The organism is Novipirellula caenicola (assembly GCF_039545035.1).
In the GTDB taxonomy this organism is placed as follows: Bacteria; Planctomycetota; Planctomycetia; order Pirellulales; family Pirellulaceae; genus Novipirellula; species Novipirellula caenicola.
Genome location: NZ_BAABRO010000011.1, coordinates 49,591 through 71,620, shown reverse-complemented (window position 1 = coordinate 71,620; position 22,030 = coordinate 49,591). Strand labels below are relative to the sequence as shown.

The following is a 22,030-nucleotide window of genomic DNA, read 5'->3' as shown; positions in this document are numbered from 1 at the left end:
AGGTTTATTGTGATGAGTGGCACAAGCAAACAACGGACACGCCAAGAACGGATCGATTCGCTCGGGATTCCCAAGCCTCGATTGATCCAGTGGTGGCAGCGTAGCGACAAAGCCGACTTTTCGATCCGCGTCGGCATGGCGATCCTTGCCGCAGTATTGATGTTGGTCCTGTGTCACGCTTGGCGACCTTCGTTTGCCTACCGCAAAAACGCGATTCCCGCCCGCGACATCATCACCCGCGTCACGTTCCAGGTCAAAGACGAATTGGAAACCGACGCCGTTCGTCGGCAGAAACGTCGTGAAGCCCCGGTGCTGTATCGAAATCGCACCAAACCGCTCGATCAATTACGAGCGGTGCTGAAGGACCAATTGTTTTTGGCCTTGGGGGCTCAGTCGTTTGACCAAATGAACGAAGACGAACGCAAGGCGTTCGCACAGTTCTATGAAGGCGACGAGACTGCGGAACCCGGCGACACCTCGGCCGAACGCTTTGCGACGCTAAAATCGGTGTTAGCCGACGACCCCGAATTGATCAAAGTCGATGCGGCCGTCGGCACGGCGATGGAGCCGATGTACAAACTAGGGCTGCTCAAAGCGATGCAGCATACGCCCGACCAGGGCAACCAGCGGATGATCATGGTCTATCCGGCAGGCCAACCCGACGAAGCCGTTCCGGTCGAAGTCAGCCAAGTGCGAATCGCGCAGGCGAGCAGCAATCTGCAATCGCTGCTGCAAGAGTACTTTCGCCCCAGCTTTGGCAGCGAACGCGGCCAAGTGGTCGCGGGAATGATCAGCGATTGGATCGTCCAGCGGTTGCCTCAATACGAGACCCTGCAATACGACGACGAATTGAGCGAACGCGCACGACTGGAGGCCGCTCAGAACGTGGAACCGGTCATGACGTCGTACTACTCGGGCGATTCGAAGTTGGCCGAAGCGGGTAAACCGCTTGGGTTAAAAGAACTCGCGTTGCTGCGTGTCGAATGGAAAGAGTTCGTCAGCCGCATGGGTTGGCGAGACAAGATAGCCCGTTTCGCCGCGTTTTCCGGAATGATCGCAGCACTGTATTTACTGTGCGGCGCCTACATTTTCTTTGTCGAAGACCGCAGACTGCTACAAGACCAAAAGAAGTTAGCCAAGTTGTTGGCGTTGATTGTGACCGCCGTCGCGCTTAGTTTTTACGCATCACGCGACGAGTGGCGGAGCGAATTGATCCCGCTGGTCCTGGCGTCGATCATCGCAGCGGTGGTCTATGGACGCGAACTCGCATTGTTGTTGATGGCGGCCGCGTGCCTAAGCGTGACATTGTTCCTCAGTGCCGAGTTGTCGGAATTGGTGATGATGTTGGCGGCGTGCACCAGCTGCACACTGCTGCTCGGACGCATTCGCAGCCGTACTCACTTGTTGTATGTCGGTACGATCTCGGCCGTGATTACCGCCGCGACCGTGATCGGCGTTGGCATCGTTACTTCGCAAACGCTATCGGTGGTCGATGCGACCGGCGACATCGTTGGCGAGGTGGAATCACTCTACCGCGGCCCTCAATTTGATGTGGTGCTGTGGGGACTCGGTCGCGAAGCGATGTGGGCCGGTTTTTGCATCGTGGTTTCCTCGGCTGCAATGACAGGACTTTTACCGCTCGTCGAAAAAGCGTTCCGAGTCCAAACGGACCTCAGTCTGTTGGAACTTGGCGACGCCAGCCATCCGCTGCTGCGTCGACTCGCTCAACGCGCACCGGGGACGTACAACCACAGCATCAACGTGGCGTCGATTGCGGAATCAGCCGCCGATGCGATCGGTGCCAATGGGTTGCTGGTCCGCGTGGGTGCGTACTTCCATGACATCGGCAAGATGTTCAAACCCGAGTACTTTATCGAAAACCAAATCGCTGGGGTGAACCAACACGATTCACTGCAACCGGCGATGAGCACCCTGGTGATCATTGCGCATGTCAAAGACGGCGCCGATTTAGCACGCAGCCATCACTTACCTGAATCGATTATCGACTTCATTTTGCAGCATCACGGCACGACGTTGGTCGAGTATTTCTACCGCGAAGCGGCTCGTCGCAGCGAGGAAGATCCCAACGGCGAATCGGTCAGCGACAAAGATTTCCGCTATCCCGGGCCGAAACCACAAACGCTCGAAGCCGCCGTGATGATGCTGGCCGATACGGTTGAAAGCGCAAGCCGTACTCTGGTCGATCCAACGCCATCGCGAATTCAAGGACTTGTCGACGCCATTGCACAGAAGAAAATGGCAGATGGGCAGTTCGATGAATGCGGATTGACGTTCCGCCAACTCGATCGCATTCGCACCAGTCTTGTCAAATCATTAACCGCCATTTATCACGCACGTGTCAAATATCCTGGACAACAATCAGCCTAACGAGAGCGGCGGCCAATCGGCCCCGACACTCTCGATCGAAATCGTGACGGACGACCCGCTGCCTGACCCCACTTGGTACGACCGCATTCGTTCCGCCGTCACCGAAGCATCCACGCTACGTGGCTATTCCTGCGGCGAGATCGGGGTCCGCGTGACCAACGACGCCGAAATCCGCCAAATCAACGCGCGGCATCTCGACCACGATTATGAAACCGATGTCATCAGTTTCGCTTACAGCGACGAACCGCCGACGCTCGAAGGCGAACTTGTCGTCAGCCTGGAAACCGCCCGCCGCGTTGCCGATCGCGTGGGCTGGTCGGTGGAAAACGAATTGCTGCTGTATGTGGTCCACGGCACGTTGCATATCGCCGGCATGGACGATCTCGAAGACGATGTGCGGCAAGCCATGCGGGACGCGGAATGCCAAGTCATGCAGTCGCTAGGGATCGACGATATCGTTCATTACGGTCCCGACCGTGTGGAAGTCAACCTACAGCCGGACCCATCGCGGTCGGAGGCGAGTTCATGACCGATTCGGTAGCGTGGGGTCTTCTATCGAGCCTGGGTTTTGTGCTCAGCAGCATCGGCGGTCTCGGCGGTGAATTGCTGGACCGATTCGCCGGTCGTCCCTTGGAAGCCTATTGCCGGTTAAACAAAAACCGAGAGCGTTTTGGCGCTGTCATCGATCATCAGGACGCAGCGATTCGCGGCAGCGAGTACTTGCGGATGATCGGCACCGTGCTGTTTTTGATCTCCGGCACGACGGCCCTATTCGTTGCCGAAGAGAATCCAATTGGCCGCGACCTGCTGATTTGGTTTTTCGCCGCCGGTTTATCAATCATGTTGGTTCACGCTTGGGTGCCCGCCGCGGTGACGCGTTTTGCATCAACCCAAGTGCTGTATCACACGTGGCCGTTTTGGCGGTCGTTGTCGATTTTGATGCACCCGTTATCAGCACCGGGAGAATTGGTCGAAGTCATCACCCGCCGCTTGGCCGGCAAACAAGAGCATGAGGATGAAGACGAAGAGCAACTCGAAGACGAAATCCGAACGATCGTCACCGCGGGTGAACGCGAAGGCTACTTTGGGCCAGGCGTTCGCGAGATGATCCATGGCGTGATGACGCTGCACGAAGACCCGGTCGGTCACATCATGACGCCACGAAGCGATGTTGATGCGATTGACGTGACTTGGGAATGGGATCAAATCCTGAGGACAATCGTCGAGGCGGGCCGCACCCGTTTGCCCGTTTACAACGGCACACTCGATAATGTCGTCGGCGTGCTGTATGTGAAAGACTTGCTGCCGTTTCTCGAAGCCCACCATCAACCCCAAGAACCGGTGACCGAGATCATGCGACGCCCGTGGTTCGTCCCGGTCGATCGATCCGTCGAGTTCTTGCTGCGTGAATTTCTTCACAGCCGAAGCCACATGGCTATCGTGCTGGATGAATTTCAACAAACCGCCGGAGTGGTCACGATCGAAGATGCGTTGGAAGAGATTGTTGGCGAAATTGTCGACGAATCTGATGAAGACGAAGAAATCGGATTGCAGATCATTGACGATGACACGGTCGAAGTGGACGGCCGCTTGATGATTGATGATTTGAACGAGCTGCTCGGTTGGGATTTGCCCGAAAGTGACGACTACGAAACCGTGGCTGGGTTTGTGCTGTCGCATGTCGGATCGATCCCCGAGACCGGAACACGTTTAACGCTGGGCGATTCAGAGATCGAAATTTTAAAGGCGAGTAATCGCAAGATTGACTCGATGCGAATCCGGCGACAAAACGTCACCGACCAGAAAGTGGGGTAACTATCCCACTCAAATTCGATGGTAAGGGCGAGTACGATGACGTTTGACCAGCGAATCTTAGGCAAACGCGACTCGCATGCAGTTCGGATCGACATTTTTGCTCGTCATTGCCCTGCGTTGCGACGACACTGAAAGCCGATTGACACCGTTCCCGTGATTGTGGTTCGCTTCTCACAGGACTACACTATCCCGAGATCAAGTACATGCAATTAGCCCTCTCTCTACGCGGATTCGCAGATGAGCACCCCTCCCAAATTGGATACTAAAGAAGCCGGAGTCGCTAAGCTGTCGATCGAAGGCAGTGAAATCGATTTCCCCATCGTCGAAGGCTCTGAAGGGGAACGTGGAATCGACATCAGTCAGCTGCGAGCCAAAACCGGACTGATCACGCTCGACGACGGTTTTGTGAACACCGGCAGCACCAAAAGTGCGATCACGTTCCTGGACGGGGAAAAAGGAATCTTACGGTATCGCGGTTACCCAATCGAAGAACTTGCCAAACACTGCGACTTTGTCGAAACCGCGTTTTTGCTGATTTACGGCGAATTGCCCAACGCATCGCAAGCCGAAATATTCCGTGCCGGCATCCGCGACCATACTATGATCCACGAGGACATGCGGTCGTTCTACAACGGGTTCCCACGTGACGCGCACCCGATGGCGATCCTCAGCAGTGTCGTCGGCGCCCTTGCCACCTTCTATCAAGATTCGCTCAACCCGAACGATCCCGGCCAAGTCGAGATCTCGCTCTATAGACTGCTTGCTAAACTGCCAACGATCGCAGCTTACAGCTACAAGAAGTCGATGGGTCAACCGTTCATGTATCCGAACAACGACCTCAACTATTGCGAGAACTTTTTGCATATGATGTTCGCGACGCCGGCTCGCGAATACATGGTCGATCCCGATTTCGCCGAAGCGTTGAATTTGCTGTTCATCGTCCACGCGGACCACGAACAAAACTGCAGCACCTCGACCGTCCGCATGGTCGGCAGCAGCAACGCGAACCTGTTCGCTTCGATCTCTGCTGGCATCGGAGCGTTGTGGGGACCGCTGCACGGTGGAGCCAACGAAGCGTGTGTGAACATGCTCGAAACGATCGCCAAAGATGGCGGCAACGTGCAAAAGTATGTCGACATGGCCAAGGACAAAGAGAACGGTTTCCGATTGATGGGATTCGGTCACCGCGTCTACAAGAACTTTGACCCACGGGCAAAAATCATCCGTGCCAGCTGCGATAAATTGCTCGCCAAATTGCAATTGGATGACCCGTTGTTTGAAGTGGCGCAAAAATTGGAAGAAGTGGCGCTGCGAGATGAATACTTCATCGAGCGAAAGCTGTATCCGAACGTCGACTTCTACTCGGGCGTGATCTACCGTGCTCTGGGAATTCCAATCCAAATGTTCACGGTGTTGTTCGCGATTGGCCGCTTGCCAGGTTGGATTGCTCACTGGGAAGAAATGCACAACAACCCATCGACGCGGATCAATCGGCCTCGCCAGATCTACACCGGTGCCACCGAACGTAGCTTTGTCCCGATCGAGCAACGCTAGGCACCGATCGAGCAACGCTAGGCCCGTTTTACCGCCGATCAATCCGCAGTAGCGAAAGTCGCGAAGACTTTCGGCTGATGTGACTTCACCTCCCTAAAAGCTTTGCTTTTGGGAGCAGGTCAGAACGAGCGGAGCAAGTTCCGGGTGGGAACACTTCTCAAACGTCACTAATGGCCGGTACTCAGCCAAATCGCTAACCCGAGATAACTGAGCGCGACCCAATCGCGAACCGTCCAGTGGTCACTGCGAGCGTTGAATCGCAAGTAGTCAAGCAAGCGTCCGGTGGGGCATCCGAATCGGCAGTAGGCCATCGGAATGAACAGCGACGCGACAACGCCGACCACGAAAACCGCAATCGTGGCCCAGCCTGCGATGCGAAACACGTAGGCATCAAACGGCTCGATGTCGACCAAACTCATTGGCAACGCAGCCATGCTGACCACCAGACACCACAACAGCAGCAACCCCGGCAGCAGCATCAATAGCTTTGATACCGAATGCCCCAATTTGATTTGGTATCGGATCCGGCCTTTAATCAACTGCTGAACCGCGCCGTGCGGACACAGGTGCGAACAGTAGATATTACGCTTGCTCAATAGCGGACACGCAAACGCGGCGATCGCCAGCATCGTCAATCCCGGTGCCATCTGCAGCGGCACCCCGTGCTTGGCCCAACCTGCGATCATCGCTTGCGATAGCAAATTTCCAGCGATCAGTCCGAGATAGACAATCAAGGTCAGCTGAAACGCAATCCGAATTCGCTTGTTGGCTCGCAGCGATGTCGATCCAATCACGATGGCCGCAATGATCACGATTCCGGTACCAATATCATGCACCGAAATTTGGAATTCCGAGCGACGCTTTGGGCGTGATGCTTCTCGTTCGATCTGCGCAAGATGCTTCTCGGCGGCTGCGACCACACCATCGGCTACAGCCATGCTAGTCATCGTTGCCCCGGACACCCCTTCGACTCGCATTTCGTAAAGATCCGCTTTGGCGATTTCCGGCAGCTTCATCTCATCAAAGGTCGAGCGAAAATATGAGTCCTCGCGAACGTATCCGACATAGGGCTCGTTGTCGTACGATTTGCCGATCGCGATTCCCACCACAGCACCGTCACGGTCCAAGCCAATCAAAACATCGGTCGGACCTTGATAACCGACGATGTTGTCGGCAGCCGGCGAACTGCGAAGCACTTGTCCTACGGGATCGCCGGCGGATTGGACCGACCACAGCGACGCGTGTACCGGATCGGGCTCGATGTGGTCCGCATTGGGAAACAACCGCTTCACATCGTCGAGGGTTAGCGGTGCCGGAAAACGCAGCGAACCAACCTCGCCGCCCAACCGGTGAATGATCGACTCCTGGATCGCCAAACTTGTTAGTGTTGCCCCCGAGACCGCGTCGACCACGGCACCGTGACCGATTTCGTCTCTCGATTTTCCATCAAGCGATGACATGAAACGCTCGCTCTGCTGGACCTCTAACAAATGGTCCCGCGTGTCTTCGCTCGAAAGGATCGTGAATCCAACCACGCGATCCTGATCGTCAAATCCGATCAACACATTGGTCGGCCCCGAGAATCCGATGATGTGATCGCTTTGGGGCGAGGTCTGGACGACGTAGCCGAGCGATTGGCCATCCGCGTCACGAACGGCCATCCGTCCATCGTCACTGGCAACACCCACCAGCGTTGCCGCGGCGGGAAACAACGCGTCAACCTGATCGACCGAAAGATCGGCGATCGGGGTAACGCGAGCCGAGGACTTGGCGTATTGAAGATGAATCAGAACGATGATCGAAACAAACACCGCCAAGCGTGCAAGGTGCACGACGAGGCGGCGAATTTGAAATCGATCCGCATTGACGGTCCCCAACGCCATTACTTGGCTGGAACCACACGAATCGCGTCGGCGTGAACATTGCCGCTGCCGTCGGCCGAAAGCGTTACGGCGCAATCTTCACCACGTTTCAGATCAAACGTGCCAAGCGAAATGAACAAGTCATCGACCGGAGGTGCCACTTTCATGTTGACGGACTTGGTAATCACGTCGTCGCCCGTTTTGACTTCGACGCTGACCTTGTCGCTACGGTTTTCGTGCGACTGATAGGCAATCATGATCTGATGTTTCCCATGGGCCGGCGCGGCGAACTCGAAGCGAATCGATGCATTCTTTCCGCTTCCGTACAGGTAGTGCGAGCCAACAAATTTTGGCAATCCCGCGCCTTCGCTCCAACTTCCCGTCTTTTTCGCCTGAGTGTCATCGATCACCAAGCCGCTAATTTTTGCAGGATCGATACTTTTCCCCGACCCTTTACCGCTTGTCGGCAATCCTGTGGGTGGTGCGAGTGGCAACGCGTCGTCGGGTACAACAATCTCGGCATTGACGGTATCGCGACGAGCCTTGCCCGGCAGTTTCAACAGTTCATCCATCTCTGACCAATACTTGCCGTAGACATCGCGAGGCGTGCAGTCGTGGCGTACACAAACGCTGGCCGCTTTGCCCACAACTTCGCCCATCATTCCGCAAGTCCGCATCACTCGCACGGTCCCCAAGGCTTCGTGCGTCACACTGATGCAGCGTCCCGCCATAAACAGATTCGAGATATTTCGCGAATAGAACGTACGATAGGGAACCGGATAACCATAGTTGCGATCGATCCGTCGATCGTGAACCGCGACCGAAATGAACGGGTTGTCAGGGAATTTTTCAGCGTATTGCTGTTTCGGATAGTGCAGGTCGATCGACCATGTACTTGGCACGCAGCCGTCGGGATAGGCGACTTTGTTGACGACATCGTCTTGGGTCAACACGATGTCGCCGAGCAAACGACGTGACTCACGCGGGCCACCGATGTAGGCGACCCAAGTCAGATAAGCGTTTTTGTGCTTGTCCGCCCCATCGCCATTTTTCATCGCGTTAAACGCCCCGTAGACCGCTCGCAAATTCCAGTCGCGAATCGCTTCAGCGTGTTTGATCGGATCCTTATCAAATCCACTTTCCCAAAACCATTGGCCGTGGTGGTCACGAGGATAGGGGAAATCGTCCATGCTCAGTTGCAATGCCCAGGGCGTTTCCGGAAATTCGGTAGGGCTGTCGGCTTCGTCCCAAGCCCACATGTTGCTCATGCCCATGCGTCCCTCGGGTGTCATTTCGCTGTCCGCACCGGCCAGGTATCCGATCGTGGCGTGCCCGGTACAATCGGCAAACAGCGTTCCCGCGAAGCGAATTTGATCGCCCGTGCGAGTATCAAACGCCATCACGCTTTCGATTTGGTTGTCCTTGGTTTCGACGTCATACGCGTGATGATTCAAGAACAAATCGATATTGGGCTCAGCCCGCACGATCGCTTCTTTTTTGGCGTCCTCGAATTCTTCGTAGGTTCCCGGTGATTTCGTGGCGTTATCGGAAAACTCGGTGACGATTTCGCCCACACGCGGATAATTTCCACGGCGCACGTGTCCCATAGCCCAAACACGAATCTCACTCGAACCGTTTCCGCCCAACACGCCACGGTTCTGTACCAACGCCACTTTGCATCCCATCCGGGCCGCCGAAATCGCGGTCCCCATGCCTGAGTAGCCACCACCGATGACAACGATGTCATAGCCGGTCTTTTCGGTGGGCGTGTCGCCCAAACCAAGTTGCTTGCGTCGCCATGGGCCAAGCACCGTCGATTTATTTGGCGGCTCGGCGCCCGATTTCGAAAAATAAATCGCGTCGCAGCGACCGTCGAATCCAGTTAAATCCTGCAATGCCACGGTCGCTTTGGTGTCGTCGATTTCAATCGTCCCACCGGCCTCCCAAAACCATTCCGCGTTTTTGGTTCCAAACGTGTGGTCAAGCGTTTTACCGTTCACCGCAATTTGAAATTTACCAGGAGCACCAGGGGCGTCCCAACGAGCAACCCAATCCTTGGTGCGAGCGAATACGTGGTACGTCCCCGTACTTGGGAACTCGACGGTCGTCGTCGCATCCTCGACCGGTTTCCCCAGCCCATGGGCGATCATGTAGGGCGATCCCATCGTCATGATCGATTGGGTATCGAGCTTCCAACCACCGGGCTGAGCGAAGCTTTCCGCTTCGACGAACACCGAATCTTCAGCACAAATCGGCTGAAGCGTGAACGCGGTGAGGGTGAGGGTGAGAGCCGTAAAGAATTGTCGCGCAAGCGTCATTATTGGCCTTGAGAATTTCGGGGGGACGACGGGTGGGGAGATAACATCCTCATTGTAGTTATCCGCGGGAGAAGTCACCACCATTGACCACGAATAAGTCCCGCAAGCTTCCCGATCGCAGATACTAGCCAAGCAGAATGCGGCCGACATTGATGTAGATCACGATCCCCATGATGTCGACGATTCCCGCGACAAACGGATTGCTCATCAACGCCGGGTCCAACCCGGCTCGTTTGAAAACAATCGGCAGCGTCGCGCCACACAAACAGCCACAAACGATGACCGCCAACAAGGTGATCGGAATGACCAGTGCATCGTGAAACGAAGGAGCCACAAAGATTGCGACCGCAAAACCGATCAGTGCCAAGAAACTTCCCAGCAACAGCGACACGACGCTTTCGCGAATCAAGACGCGGTGCCAATCACGGAATTTGACTTGGCCGCTTGTCATCGCGGTGATGACCAAGGTCGCAGATTGGCTGCCCGAATTACCACCTGCACTGATGATCAGCGGGATGAACCAAACCAACCAAACGAATTGCTGCAACTCTTCCTCGTAGTGACGCAGCGCAAACGCGGTCAACAACGCCGCGAAAAACAGAATCGTCAACCAGATTCCTCGCTTCCACGACAACGTCAGCAAGCCGATGCGAAGAAAGTCGTCCTCTAATGGGGCGACGGCGGCAATTCGCTGGGCGTCCTCGGTCAATTCCTCACGAACCACATCGATCACATCATCATGCGTGATGATTCCGAGCAATCGGCGATTGGCATCGACCACGGGAATGGCCAGTAAATTGAACCGCTCGACCTTGTGAGCGACCGACTCTTGATCCTCGGTCACGTTGGCGACAACGACGTCGGTTTCCATCATGTCACCAAGCGTGATTTCAGGATGGGCCAACGACGAAACCAATTGCCGTGTCGAGACGATCCCGCGAAGCAGATCATCGTCATCGACCACATACAAGTAGTAAATCGTTTCGAGTTGGCTGGCCTGACGTCCTAGCTCATCGAGCGCCTCGCGGACATTCAATTTTTCGCCAAGCTTGGCCACCTCGGTCGTCATCAAACCGCCCGCCGTCTCGCCTTGGTACGAGCGAAGACGCTGGATATTGCGGCGATCTTGGACCGGCAGCAGCGGCAGAATTTCTTGGACGCGTTCGTCCGACAATTCTTGGATCAAGTCAACGCGATCGTCCGCCGGGATTTCTTCGACCAGCGCGGCGACTTGCGACGGATCATGATCGCGAAGCATCTCCAATTGGCGTTCTTCGCTGAAGTAGCCAAAGATCTCTGAGCGACGAGAGGGCTCGGCAAATTGCAGAACTTCCCACGCCTCTTCGTTGGAAAGCCCCTCCATGAACTCTGCCGTTCGCCCCGGGTTCAGCGTCGTGCAGAACTCTTCGAGTTCCGCCCGATTTTGCTCGGCCAACATTTCTCGTAATTCAGGAAGGAAGAGCGTGTTGACCATGGCAGTTATCCGAAAAAACGCAGCGATGCGTTCAATTCATAGGCAATAAAATGGAGAGTTTTTTAAGCGGGAGCGACCCAAAGAAAGGACCAGCAAGAGTCGCGGCGGCAATCCCTCGGGGCACCACCGCAATCCCTCCACTGAAATAAGCTCGATCGACGAGCTATTGAAGGCAAAATCGACAGGATCGAGGCACGCCGCGACCGCTGCCGAAAGTCTTGGCGACTTTCGCTACACCACGATCGTGAACTTCAAGCCGAATGGCAAACTTAGTTGCTGACTCGTTCGATATATTCGCCCGAGCGTGTATCGATCTTGATCACGTTGCCTTCTTTGATAAACCCAGGCACGTTGAACTCGGCCCCGGTTTCCACCTTGGCGGGCTTGGTCACGTTGGTAGCGGTGTCGCCTTTAGCCCCCGGGACACACTCGATCACCGACAATTCAACGTGATTCGGCGGTTCGACGATGATGGCGTTGCCGTTGTACAGCGTCATTGTGCAAGTCATGCCGTCTTTCAAGTACTTCCAAATGTCACCGGCAACATCGCTGGTCACTTCGAACTGCTCGAACGACTCGTTATGCATGAAAACGTAGTCTTCGCCGCTACGATACAGGAACTGTACCTCGGTCGTTTCCACGTCGGCCGACTCGAGCGAATCGCCCCCCTTGTAGGTGCGATCAAGCGAGGTTCCGCGGATCAGATTTTTCAGTTTGCATTTGTAAAGTGCATTGCCTTTGCCTGGTTTGACAAACATCATTTCCGTCATGATGTAAGGTTCACCATCAATTTGGACCTTAAGTCCTTTGCGGAAGTCACTTGTGTTATAAGTAGCCATAGACGATGGTCCCGTCTTTACGAGTCAATGTTTTCGAGGGATGGGGATTTTGATTATTTGATTGGTTGCAGCCACTAGAAACTGAATGATCCAGGACACTTCCCCCGGCAAATCGGACAAGTTCAATCCCGTGCCGGCTGAACCGCAGCACGGCTCAGCCCCCCAGTCTCAGGAGCAACCGGACCAGATTCTAACGCGATCTCGGGTTCTTGTCCCGCCCCGTCCTGAGCAGCTTTTCGCCGCCTCGGTCTCGCCCCCCGATCACGCGGCAGTCGATTGGCAAACCGCGATTCGCAACGCGATTCGCAGCGGAAAACAGCTGCTTGAGCGACTTGAGCTGCCCGCCGACACCTTTGCTGAGCATCTCGAGACGTTTCCGACCTTCGTCCCGCTGGAATTTTTGAGCCGAATGGCCGTCGGCGACCCCGCCGACCCGCTGCTTCGGCAGGTGCTGCCACGCGGCGACGAATTGGTTGCGGATCCCCATTTCGTCTCTGATCCGGTCGGAGACCTCGACTCACTAGCCGCCGGAGGGGTGATTCACAAGTATGACGGCCGTGTCCTGCTGATCGCTTCGGGCGTCTGTGCGGTTCACTGCCGTTACTGTTTTCGCCGCGAATTTCCCTACCAACAAGCGGGCTCGCGGCGCGAAAATTGGGCTCCGGCGATTCAATACATCCAAGCTCACTCGGATGTCGAAGAGGTCATCCTCAGCGGTGGCGACCCGTTGACGTTAACCGACGCAAAACTGTTTGATCTGATCGACCGCATCGATGCGATCCCGCATGTTCGTCGCATTCGGATTCACACGCGATTGCCGATCGTGATCCCACAACGCGTCACCGCCGCGCTATGCAGCAAACTGAAGAAAACTCGCTCGGCGGTTTGGTTCGTCGTGCACTGTAACCATGCCAATGAGTTAGACTCGTCGGTGATCGCTCGGATGGAAATGCTTGTCGACGCGGGAATCCCGGTGTTGAATCAAGCGGTCCTGCTGCGTGGCGTGAACGATGACGAACAATCGCTGGTGGATCTGTGTATGAAATTGGTCAATCACCGTGTCCAGCCCTATTACTTGCACCAACTCGATCGCGTACGGGGAACCAAGCACTTTGAAGTACCGGTTGAGCAGGGATTGGAACTCATCAACCGTATCCGCAGCCGTTTGCCGGGCTACGCAGTTCCAACCTATGTCCGCGAACAAGCAGGCGAACCGTCCAAGACGCCACTGTAATTCCATATCGCTCGAATCAACCGACCATGTACGTTTTTGAAAATCCGGTTCTGCAACGTGAATTGCTGGGAAACCTGCGTACCAATCGTGCATTCTTGCTGCTCGGACTCTACCAGCTGCTACTCGCGGCGGTTGTGTTGATGGCATGGCCGAGTGAACAACGGTTGGATCTGACAATTAGCCCGCCATCGGCCACGAAGCTGGTCAATCTGTTTTTTCTCGGTCAATACGTGATCGCATCACTGATGGCGCCAAGCTTTGCAGCCGGAACCATCACGGGCGAAAAAGAACGCCATACCTACGAGATGCTGTTGGCCAGCCCACTGCGTCCCGGCGCGATCGTGTTTGGCAAGATGGTGGCGAGTTTGACGCACCTAGGCATGCTGATCCTAGCCTCGCTGCCGATCATCGTGCTCTGCCTTCCGCTGGGCGGCGTCAGTGTTTACGAAGTCTTGGCGGCCTATTTGGGGCTGATCGTTTCGGTGATTCTGTTCGGCGCGATCGGGGTCTTTTGCAGCAGCTATTTCTCGCGTACCAGCAGCTCGTTGGTCGTCAGCTACCTGTTCATTTTGCCGTTGGTGATCGGAGCGATTCTGTTTTGGGCGTCGCTCGAAGGACAAGGCGAATTGCGGTTAAAACTTGCGCTGCTGGTGATCCCCGCGTTCGCGTTGTCCGCGGTGATTTTGATGTGCGCGGCTGCCGCTGGACGAATGCTTTACCCACCGGACGTGGGTAGCGAAGGCAAGGAAGTGATCGATTTAGAGCGTGAGGCCGAAGAAGCAGTGGGGCTAGTGATCCAGCCCGACCAGTTTCCCGATCGACTGTTCGCGCCCCCCAAGAAATCCGAGCTGATGGCCGATGGAGCGAATCCGGTCTACGACAAAGAAATCCATAGCGAAATCTTTGCCCAAGGAACCTTGATGCTGCGGCTGGTGATCCAAATCAGCATGCTGTTGGCGATCCCGATGATGGGGGTGTTCCTGTTCTACATGGACGAAAAGATTGCATGGTTTTCGGTGTATGTGATCGTTTTCAACATGCTGGTCGGCCCCGTCTTTTTAGCAGGCTCGATGACCAGTGAACGAGAACGGCAAACACTCGATTTGCTGTTAACGACCACCTTGACTCCCAGTCAAATCTTGTGGGGCAAATTTATCGTTGGCTTCCGCATCTCCGCTGTCCTAACCTGTTTTCTGCTTTGGCCACTGCTGCTTGGCGGCGTGCTGAATTACAGTTATTGGACCAATTGGGCGAGCGTGTTAGGCATGTTTGCGATTGTCTTGATGGTTTGCCTGGTCAACGCCACCATCGCGCAATTGTGTTCGCTGTTCCAGCGAAAAACGTCGATCGCACTGATGTCGACTTACATTGTGCTGCTATCGCTGTATGTCGGTCCGCCCGCAATTGTCTCGCTGATGACGATCCTGGAATTCCCCGTCGAATTGGTCGCACGGGCCCAGTGGCTTGGCGTGACCAGTCCCTTCTCGGCAGCCTTTTCGCTGCCGCTTGACGGCAACCTGATCGACAATGATGAGGAGGTCGCCAACGCCGGAAACCTATTGGTCGTGATTGGGTACTTTGTCTTTAGCACGCTCTTGCTTGCAGCGTCCGCCATCGCGATGATCGCCCGGCTTCGCTCTCGCCAAGGCTTGTCCGAATAGCGTTCGCGCAAACAAACTGACGCGAAAAACTGGCGTTACAAATTAAAGGCACCGACGCGTTCCGGCTGAAACGTGATCTTTTCGATCCGTTTTCGATTGACGCGTCCCGGCACACGACATGTCACATCTTCGCCTACACGACATCCGAAAATCATTGTCCCCAAGGGAGAAAGAATCGAGAGTTTCCCTTCAGAGATACAGGCTTCTTCGGGATAAACAAGCGTGTAAGTTTCGGACTCGTTCAGATCCAAGTCCAGCATCCGCACGGTCGAATTCATCGTGATCACGTCCGACATGATGTCTTGCGATTCCAGCACCATGGCTCGTTCTAGCCGGTCCTTAAATTCGCTCAGATGCGTGCGTTCGCCCCCAATTGCGATCACAAATTCGCTATTGAGCAGCGTTTTCAACCTCAGTGCATCGGAACGAGTCACAGCAAGAGTCGGAGGGTTCATCATCGTTTAGTAGGGCTTGGTTTCAGTGAAATGTGCGATTCGCGTGTGAATCGCATTCGCGGTCGCGAAGAGCGATTTGCAAGTCGGGTGATAGTCCTATTCATCACCCACCGCAAACACCAAAGCAAGCGATGTGCCACATCAATCTTTCGATCAACTTTGTAGCCGCAATAACTTTAAATGGACGTATTTACGGCCTCATGTTCAACTCCACTGAACATTTCGCTCCCTGGAGTGATTCGCTCACGACTCGTGTGATCTCGCTGTTTGGTGTCGCTGTTTGGTGTCGAAGGCAACCGGCGTTGACGCGCCGAGGCTCGTATCATTCGCGATGCCAAACGCCCACTTGATCCACATCCATTCGCACTGGAACCTTTTTTCGAGTACCCATACAATGGCAGGGGTAGAATCCCTCGATTCAAACAGATGCTCGCAGCATGAGTCTCTATTTTTCCATACGTCGTGGAAGTAGTTGATGTCAGCAAAAGAACAAGAACGTTACGTCCCTCTGTCAGAACGTCTTAATCAAGACGTGTGGCACGATAATTTTGTTCCAAAATACAGCGCGTTGGCATCCGCGAAACCTTCGCTGCTGATCTTGACGGGCGTATGGCTGATCTTTGCCCCCATGGCACTGATGTCCGCAGCGACATTGATCGGCACCGTGTTTGCTTTCCTTAGTGGCGAAGCAGCGAATCAAGCTGCCCCGGGGTTGGTGTTGCTTGGATCGTTGCTGTGGCTGTTGTTGGTGATTGCAGTTTTGACAAAGCAAACACGTCGGTATTGGTTGGCAAAACGGCCGCTCGAAACCGAGACGACCGAGACCGAATGAAATCGGCAACTTTCAATGGGCTGTAGTCCCGCATGAACCGTTTTATCCATATCCGCTCGAACAAATTTCCGATCCTTCCGGGTGAACAAGAAGAACTCGCTAACGAAGGGATGTATGGCAAAGCGTTAGCGGAATACTTACAACACAAATTGGCCGATCGCGATTACCAGACCCCCTTTGTGTGCTGCGAAGATTGGGGGTGGTGGGTCGAAATCAAATCGGGGCCCAACCAACCCGTCCCTTTCAAATTTGGCGTCTGCATCTATTCAGCGAATCTCGCAGAAAACGAAAGCAAAGATCATCAGCCTACCGATTTTGCTTGTACCGAAGGAACCAGCGGGCTGCGTAATTGGAGTTGGAAGAAGATGCGTTTTATCGACACCGCGCCGTGGACTCATCAACTGCACGAAGATTTGCTCGAAATCTTCGTGGCCGACAAGGATATCGAAATCGTTGGGACCTCGGAAGAGTTTCCACTTTGATCTAGGCAAAGCTTCCCACCTATTCCGAATCAATGGGGCGATTACGGTTCGCAGGGAAATCGACTTTGGCCAACGTCCCATCGTTTGACATTCTAACGTTTTGCCCGTCGTTCTTGGCTGCGGCCGAGCCGCCATGCAATCATCAACCACACCGCGGTCAACGGCACAGCATACCAATTCATCGCCACTAGACTGGCTCCGAGCTTTTGCAGCGATCCAAACAATTGACTCGACAATGCGTCACCGCCACGCAGCACGACCGTATCAATAAAACTTTTTGATTTGTACTTCTGTTCGCGGCTCACCACGGTAAACAAAACCTCTCGAGACGGTACGGTGATGCCATAGGCTCCGGCGCGTGTGCAAACCATGACCACCATCAGCACCCCAAGCGTTGGCATGCTTGCCAAAGCAGCAAAACCGCACATGTAGATCAGTGGCAGCACCGACAGCGCCACGCTGATACCGAGACGCCTGAGAATCGCTCCGGCCACGGTAGTTTGCAACAACAACGTCAATAGCTGAGTCCCCAAGTCGATTTTGGCAAAGAAGGCGGTTCGCGCCTCGCGTGATTCGATCGCGTGATTCACGATATCGGCCTGCTGCAGATACAACTGCGTTGCAAACGCTTGGATCAAAAACAGAAACAAGCAGATCGACGCCAAGTAGCCGGAACTCAACACCTCGGTGATTCCGGTCCACAGTCCGCCACCGGTTGGATTCATGGCTGTCGTTCGAGTCGTCTGTGACGTCCCCACTTCGTCGGTGTCCACCAATCGATACGAGCTCAGCTCGAGACGCCACGCACACGCCAATCCCAGCTCGAGCAGCACCGCGGGGATCAGCAACAGCGAATCGGTCGAAAGCCGGGTTGCCAACATCGAAGTTAAAAACGATCCCGTGATCGCCCCCAACGTGCCTCCGGCGGCAATAAGTCCAAACAACCGCTTCGCTTGGTCGCTGCGAAACAGATCGGCCAACACACTCCAAAATACGCTTGTCGCAAATAATGCGAAGACGTTGATATAGATAAAGATGACACGTGCTGTCCAAATGCGAACGATTTCGGATTCGACTTGCAACAGGCTCCAAAACAGCAACAGACAGCCCGCAAAGAAGTGATACACCACGCGCACTAACCAGCGTCGAGGCAAGCGGGCGACCACGGCGGAGTAGACCGGAACGGCAACCAGCATGGCCAGAAACGTGATCAGAAACAGATGGGGCAGTTTTCCGGTTCCCCCTTCGATTCCCATCGTCTCGCGTATGGGACGAATCGTGAAATAGCTAAGCAGAATAAAAAAGAACCACGTAAACGCCCACACGACACATTTGATTTCATGTGCTTCCACGCGTGTCCACCATCGTCCGATCGAATCAGCTTTCTCGTGCGAGGTGTTCGAGGGACGATTCACAGATCGATAGGGTCCGAGGCGAAAGGATTCTCAGCGGACATCTCGGACGTCCGTTGTTTCAACCAGGCTAATTACCGACGCTTGCAGCATCAGGCGACGTCACGTCCATCGCTGGGGGTTCAAGCGACTTGATCAACCAACTCACTCGTGCATCCTGCTGCGTTTGGATTAGATAGTCCAACAGTGCGTTGGCGGCATCACGTCGCACCGGTGCGACATCACTTAAATCGCTGAATTTGATTGGTTTTTCCTCGAATTGGTGCACCAACACGACATGCATCCCCAAGGGACTGAGCACCGGATCACTGACCTCGTTCGGTTTCGTCGACCGCACCGCCTGCATGACCTTGGTCGGCAAATCACCATCCTTTTCCACCCACCCCATCGATCCGCCATCGCCCGCGGAAACCGAATCGCTGTGGTCACGTGCGGCTGCGGCGAACGCTTGGTTGACGTCGTCAGCAGCACGAATTTCGCTAACGAGTTCACTCAGGCTGTTGTGGACGCTTTGCACCGCCTCGGAATCCGCGGGGTCGACCGAAACGAAAATTTGCGATACTTCCCAACGTCCACCACCGTAAGTTGCTTTGCGACTTTCAAAGAAGCGTTCCAAGTTGGCCTCGGTCAAGCGGCTTTTTAGATATTGGCGCCACGAGATATTGAAATCTAAATCATCACGCACTGCTTTCTCCGTAGATAGTCGTTCCTTTGCATACTGCGAAAGATCGCTGCCGCGTCGCTTCAATTCATTCTCTAACGCGTCCATTTGGCGATCCACGATTGCCGCTAGCGCCTCGCCACCTTGTTGATGCAGTGCACGAAGCGCGAGATGACGACGCACCAATAACGCGGCAGCCGCTTGTTTGACACGCATGTCCAACCGATTGAACTTATCCACGCCGACCCGCTGGACGAGCACCAAATTGAGCTCGCCAAGAAAAATCGGTTCTCCATTGATCGCGGCGAATGGATCCTCCGGCTTCCATGGGTCTTCGGCAAACGTCGCGGGGCAAACCACGACGAGTGCAACGAGAAACGGGTAAGCAATTTTGGGAAAACTGATCATGGCAGCATGATGTCCTGCAAAACAAATGAAACTTCGTTAGACACCACCGCGGTGGGCGATTCGTAAATGAGCAACGATTCGCCTACCGAATCGCCAAGATCAAACAGGTATCCGATCCCGACTCCGTTGGCGGTTTGCCGGTAGACCTCGTAACCAAGATGGTCGGCCCGAGAACCGTCGGCGCGTTTGACATAAGCGCTGTTTTCAAAGATCCATTGCCGATGACTTTCCAGTGAGCGTCCGGCATCGTCCAGCGTGACGCCGACTCGGACTTCATGAATCGGTCCATTCTTTCGCACCTGTTCGAGCGTCACCTGCATGGCATCAAGCTTGACGTCCTTGCCCGGTTCAGCCAAAGGCAACTCGAACGTTTGACGTTTACCAGGCAGGATGGCTTTGATGACGCCCGAGAGAGATTCAATTTTCTGTGGCTGGCCCGCAGGCAACTGCATCGGCAAATAGAATTCGCTGAAGGCAATTTCACTATTGGTGGCAACGTCGATGGTCTCGCCGGACTCTTGAGGTTTCAGCATTGCACCGTCATCGAGTTTGCCTCGCAATTGAGCGATCGGGATGGTCAATCCGATCGGTGTCGTTTTGGGTTCCCAGCTAATTTCCATACTGATATTCAGTGCGCTGAGCTTAGGACGATTCAACACGCGACGAGAATTCACCGAGGTCGGTTCGATCCGATAAACGCCAGCGTAGGCGGCCGAATCGACGCGTGAAGGCCGCTCAGGCTCACGCCGGACGATTTGCAGTGTCTCGCGGTCTCCGCCGTAGAAATTAATGTCCAAATCAGCTTGATCAAGAACCAAGTCGACGGCATGCCAAAAGGGAAGGGGGGTGGCGACCGCTTGGATCGGCGTCGATTCATCCCCGTCGAATTCAAACTCAATTCCGCTGTCGCGGCTGATCGCTTCAAACGCTTCGCCAACGGTTTCAGCATCCCCTAGGCGGATGGAAACTCCCAGTGATTTCACCTCGCTTTGCGTACGCAGCGAAAACAACGCCTTGCGAACTCGCGTCAACCGCTCGGACGCTTCGATCGACATCCCTACCTTGTTCTCAGGCAGATACTGCAGCACGTCGGGTCCCGCTTTGATCAACGCATTCTCAGCGGCTTTGCGTTTGGCCAAACTCGAAGCATCGAGCTCGTCGACCCACTGCAGAACATCCGACTTCAGATCGTTAGTCGTGTCTTGGCACTGCCCCTGCAACGAGATCGACAAGGCCAAAACGATCCCCAGACCGCCACGCTGAAGAACCATCACGATTGTTTTGATCATCATTATCGTTACCGTTGAATGAACGAAGCTCCTGCATCCCCCAAGACGATTGTGGGCATCGTCTCGATTCTAACCTACCTTTGCACTGCTCGCTTACCCTCAGTGTACTGACAGGATCGAATTGATGGCTTGCTCGCCAACACGCGTTGTAACCCTTGCGTTTCTCTCGCTGATGCCGGCGTTTGTCTGTGATTCGGCAACCGCCCAAGTCAGTGGATTGATCGAATTTTCGGAATCGGGACGGCTGCAGCGAGGCATTCCGCTTGTTTCACTCGCAAGCGAAATTGTCGTCATGGGCCGCGACGGATGGCTGCATTCGATCGACCCGCTGCAACCCGAGACAAAATTCAAATCGCTCGAAGGGCAATACGAACCGCTTTCCGCACCCGAGCTACGCAATCAACTCCGCGCCGAATTTGGCAAGGATTTTGAAGTCGTTGCGACCCAGAATTTCTTAGTGGTCCAGCCACTCGGGCGAGGCGACCGCTGGGCAAAATTATTCGAGCAATCGCACCGCGGTTTTGTTTCCTACATGAGCAAACGGGGGGTCAATGTTCGCCAAGGCCGATTCCCGATGGTCGCCATCGTGTTTCCTGATCGCGGCGCAATGTACGACGAATTCAAAAAACAGAAGATTGATGTCTCTCGAGTTGCCGGCATCTATTCCAACAACAGCAACCGCGTGATGACGCATGACGGTGGGCATCTGACCTCGATCATCGCTACGGTGCGTCACGAAGCGGCCCATCAATCGGCGTTCAACACCGGGGTGCACAGTCGTTTGAACGACACTCCGAAATGGATCACCGAAGGGATTGGACAACTGTTCGAACCAGCGGCGGTAACCACATCAACAACCGCGTCGCTGCGTCGCCAGCGAGCCAACGAAGACAGTTTGCAAGTCTTGAAAAAATCGTATCCGGGCAAGAACAACCCCGAATTCGCTCAAGCCGTCATGAATCTCGTCAGCGGCGACGAAATGTTCGCCGACGAAGACCACGTCATGGATGCCTACTCAGTCGCGTGGGCGATGATGTTCTATCTAGCCGAACGACAACCACGCGAATTCGCCGCCATCTTGAAGCACACCGCGATGCGGCGTCCCTTTGTCACCTATCAACGCGACGAACGGCGAGCCGATTTCGAAGAGGTAATTGGCATGAATCCCTACGAATTCAGCAGACGCGTCAGTTGGTTCTTGGAATCGCTGTAGTTCAAACTCGGTCGTGCCATTTTCTTTGGTAGCGCCCGCGGCGCGAGCCGTCCGGTTGCGGCGAGTAAAATCGTTCGATCTCAACCGGGCGGCTTGCGCCGCACCGTTCTAAAGAACACCCGATTAGGGCGAC

General features: G+C 54.8%; 17 protein-coding genes. 9 read left to right on the top strand and 8 right to left on the bottom strand.

All coding sequences use genetic code 11. The features are described from left to right. Window positions 1-12: 12 nt before the first annotated feature. From ABEA92_RS19600 to ABEA92_RS19585, 4 genes are all read left to right on the top strand, one after another. Window positions 13-2,388, top strand: a complete 2,376-nt coding sequence (locus ABEA92_RS19600; RefSeq protein ID WP_345685546.1) for an HD family phosphohydrolase — start codon at window positions 13-15, stop codon at window positions 2,386-2,388. Next, the gene (gene ybeY / locus ABEA92_RS19595; protein ID WP_345685545.1) at window positions 2,357-2,917 is read left to right on the top strand and encodes an rRNA maturation RNase YbeY; all 561 of its coding nucleotides are present in this window, start codon (window positions 2,357-2,359) and stop codon (window positions 2,915-2,917) included. Before ABEA92_RS19600 ends, ybeY begins: the two co-directional genes overlap by 32 nt. Further along, a complete protein-coding gene (locus tag ABEA92_RS19590; protein WP_345685544.1) occupies window positions 2,914-4,203 on the top strand; it encodes a hemolysin family protein in 1,290 nt (429 codons plus the stop codon). Before ybeY ends, ABEA92_RS19590 begins: the two co-directional genes overlap by 4 nt. A gap of 237 nt (window positions 4,204-4,440) precedes the next feature. Beyond that, complete coding sequence (locus ABEA92_RS19585; protein ID WP_345685543.1) at window positions 4,441-5,757, top strand: citrate synthase; 1,317 nt, start codon at window positions 4,441-4,443, stop codon at window positions 5,755-5,757. Window positions 5,758-5,924: 167 nt separating this feature from the next. On the opposite strand, the gene ABEA92_RS19580 is transcribed toward ABEA92_RS19585, so the two are convergent. The 4 genes from ABEA92_RS19580 to efp all read right to left on the bottom strand — a co-directional run bounded on the left by ABEA92_RS19580 (window position 5,925) and on the right by efp (window position 12,250). Further along, the gene (locus ABEA92_RS19580) at window positions 5,925-7,640 is read right to left on the bottom strand and encodes an FMN-binding protein (protein ID WP_345685542.1); all 1,716 of its coding nucleotides are present in this window, start codon (window positions 7,638-7,640) and stop codon (window positions 5,925-5,927) included. Further along, window positions 7,640-9,937 (bottom strand): FAD-dependent oxidoreductase, encoded by a 2,298-nt coding sequence (locus tag ABEA92_RS19575; protein WP_345685541.1) that lies wholly within the window; start codon window positions 9,935-9,937, stop codon window positions 7,640-7,642. The genes ABEA92_RS19580 and ABEA92_RS19575 overlap by 1 nt, the downstream gene beginning before the upstream one ends. Before the next feature lie 124 nt (window positions 9,938-10,061). Then, the gene (gene mgtE, locus ABEA92_RS19570) at window positions 10,062-11,411 is read right to left on the bottom strand and encodes a magnesium transporter (RefSeq protein WP_345685540.1); all 1,350 of its coding nucleotides are present in this window, start codon (window positions 11,409-11,411) and stop codon (window positions 10,062-10,064) included. 269 nt (window positions 11,412-11,680) lie between these two features. Then, window positions 11,681-12,250, bottom strand: a complete 570-nt coding sequence (efp, locus tag ABEA92_RS19565; protein WP_345685539.1) for an elongation factor P — start codon at window positions 12,248-12,250, stop codon at window positions 11,681-11,683. 85 nt (window positions 12,251-12,335) lie between these two features. Between efp and epmB the strand changes: the two genes are divergently transcribed. Both epmB and ABEA92_RS19555 read left to right on the top strand, forming a co-directional pair. After that, window positions 12,336-13,484 (top strand): EF-P beta-lysylation protein EpmB, encoded by a 1,149-nt coding sequence (gene epmB, locus ABEA92_RS19560; protein ID WP_345685538.1) that lies wholly within the window; start codon window positions 12,336-12,338, stop codon window positions 13,482-13,484. Between the two features lie 26 nt (window positions 13,485-13,510). Next, window positions 13,511-15,145 carry an ABC transporter permease subunit gene (locus ABEA92_RS19555; protein ID WP_345685537.1) on the top strand — a complete coding sequence of 545 codons (1,635 nt, stop codon included), beginning with the start codon at window positions 13,511-13,513 and terminating at the stop codon, window positions 15,143-15,145. A gap of 35 nt (window positions 15,146-15,180) precedes the next feature. On the opposite strand, the gene ABEA92_RS19550 is transcribed toward ABEA92_RS19555, so the two are convergent. Next, a complete protein-coding gene (locus tag ABEA92_RS19550) occupies window positions 15,181-15,579 on the bottom strand; it encodes a GreA/GreB family elongation factor (protein ID WP_345685536.1) in 399 nt (132 codons plus the stop codon). Between the two features lie 496 nt (window positions 15,580-16,075). On the opposite strand from ABEA92_RS19550, the gene ABEA92_RS19545 reads away from it, so the two are divergent. Then, window positions 16,076-16,432, top strand: coding sequence for a hypothetical protein (locus ABEA92_RS19545; RefSeq protein ID WP_345685535.1), 357 nt, complete (start codon window positions 16,076-16,078; stop codon window positions 16,430-16,432). A gap of 32 nt (window positions 16,433-16,464) precedes the next feature. Beyond that, a complete protein-coding gene (locus ABEA92_RS19540) occupies window positions 16,465-16,914 on the top strand; it encodes a hypothetical protein (RefSeq protein WP_345685534.1) in 450 nt (149 codons plus the stop codon). 92 nt (window positions 16,915-17,006) lie between these two features. Here ABEA92_RS19540 and ABEA92_RS19535 read toward each other — a convergent pair whose 3' ends face one another. The 3 genes from ABEA92_RS19535 to ABEA92_RS19525 form a co-directional block, all read right to left on the bottom strand. Beyond that, window positions 17,007-18,329, bottom strand: a complete 1,323-nt coding sequence (locus ABEA92_RS19535; RefSeq protein ID WP_345685533.1) for an NTP/NDP exchange transporter — start codon at window positions 18,327-18,329, stop codon at window positions 17,007-17,009. Between the two features lie 67 nt (window positions 18,330-18,396). Next, window positions 18,397-19,395 (bottom strand): peptidylprolyl isomerase, encoded by a 999-nt coding sequence (locus ABEA92_RS19530; RefSeq protein WP_345685532.1) that lies wholly within the window; start codon window positions 19,393-19,395, stop codon window positions 18,397-18,399. After that, entirely contained in the window at window positions 19,392-20,687 is a 1,296-nt protein-coding gene (locus tag ABEA92_RS19525; protein ID WP_345685531.1) for a hypothetical protein, read from the bottom strand. The genes ABEA92_RS19530 and ABEA92_RS19525 overlap by 4 nt, the downstream gene beginning before the upstream one ends. A 121-nt stretch (window positions 20,688-20,808) precedes the next feature. Between ABEA92_RS19525 and ABEA92_RS19520 the strand changes: the two genes are divergently transcribed. Then, window positions 20,809-21,897: a DUF1570 domain-containing protein gene (locus tag ABEA92_RS19520; protein WP_345685530.1), complete on the top strand. Its 1,089-nt coding sequence runs from the start codon at window positions 20,809-20,811 to the stop codon at window positions 21,895-21,897. The last annotated feature ends 133 nt before the right edge of the window (window positions 21,898-22,030 follow it).

Coding starts and splice junctions, on each gene's coding strand:
- ABEA92_RS19600 (WP_345685546.1), top strand. CDS start 13: ATGAGTGGCACAAGCAAACAACGGACACGCCAAGAACGGATCGATTCG.
- ABEA92_RS19590 (WP_345685544.1), top strand. CDS start 2,914: ATGACCGATTCGGTAGCGTGGGGTCTTCTATCGAGCCTGGGTTTTGTG.
- ABEA92_RS19585 (WP_345685543.1), top strand. CDS start 4,441: ATGAGCACCCCTCCCAAATTGGATACTAAAGAAGCCGGAGTCGCTAAG.
- ABEA92_RS19580 (WP_345685542.1), bottom strand. CDS start 7,640: ATGGCGTTGGGGACCGTCAATGCGGATCGATTTCAAATTCGCCGCCTC.
- ABEA92_RS19575 (WP_345685541.1), bottom strand. CDS start 9,937: ATGACGCTTGCGCGACAATTCTTTACGGCTCTCACCCTCACCCTCACC.
- mgtE (WP_345685540.1), bottom strand. CDS start 11,411: ATGGTCAACACGCTCTTCCTTCCTGAATTACGAGAAATGTTGGCCGAG.
- efp (WP_345685539.1), bottom strand. CDS start 12,250: ATGGCTACTTATAACACAAGTGACTTCCGCAAAGGACTTAAGGTCCAA.
- epmB (WP_345685538.1), top strand. CDS start 12,336: ATGATCCAGGACACTTCCCCCGGCAAATCGGACAAGTTCAATCCCGTG.
- ABEA92_RS19555 (WP_345685537.1), top strand. CDS start 13,511: ATGTACGTTTTTGAAAATCCGGTTCTGCAACGTGAATTGCTGGGAAAC.
- ABEA92_RS19545 (WP_345685535.1), top strand. CDS start 16,076: ATGTCAGCAAAAGAACAAGAACGTTACGTCCCTCTGTCAGAACGTCTT.
- ABEA92_RS19540 (WP_345685534.1), top strand. CDS start 16,465: ATGAACCGTTTTATCCATATCCGCTCGAACAAATTTCCGATCCTTCCG.
- ABEA92_RS19530 (WP_345685532.1), bottom strand. CDS start 19,395: ATGATCAGTTTTCCCAAAATTGCTTACCCGTTTCTCGTTGCACTCGTC.
- ABEA92_RS19525 (WP_345685531.1), bottom strand. CDS start 20,687: ATGATGATCAAAACAATCGTGATGGTTCTTCAGCGTGGCGGTCTGGGG.
- ABEA92_RS19520 (WP_345685530.1), top strand. CDS start 20,809: ATGGCTTGCTCGCCAACACGCGTTGTAACCCTTGCGTTTCTCTCGCTG.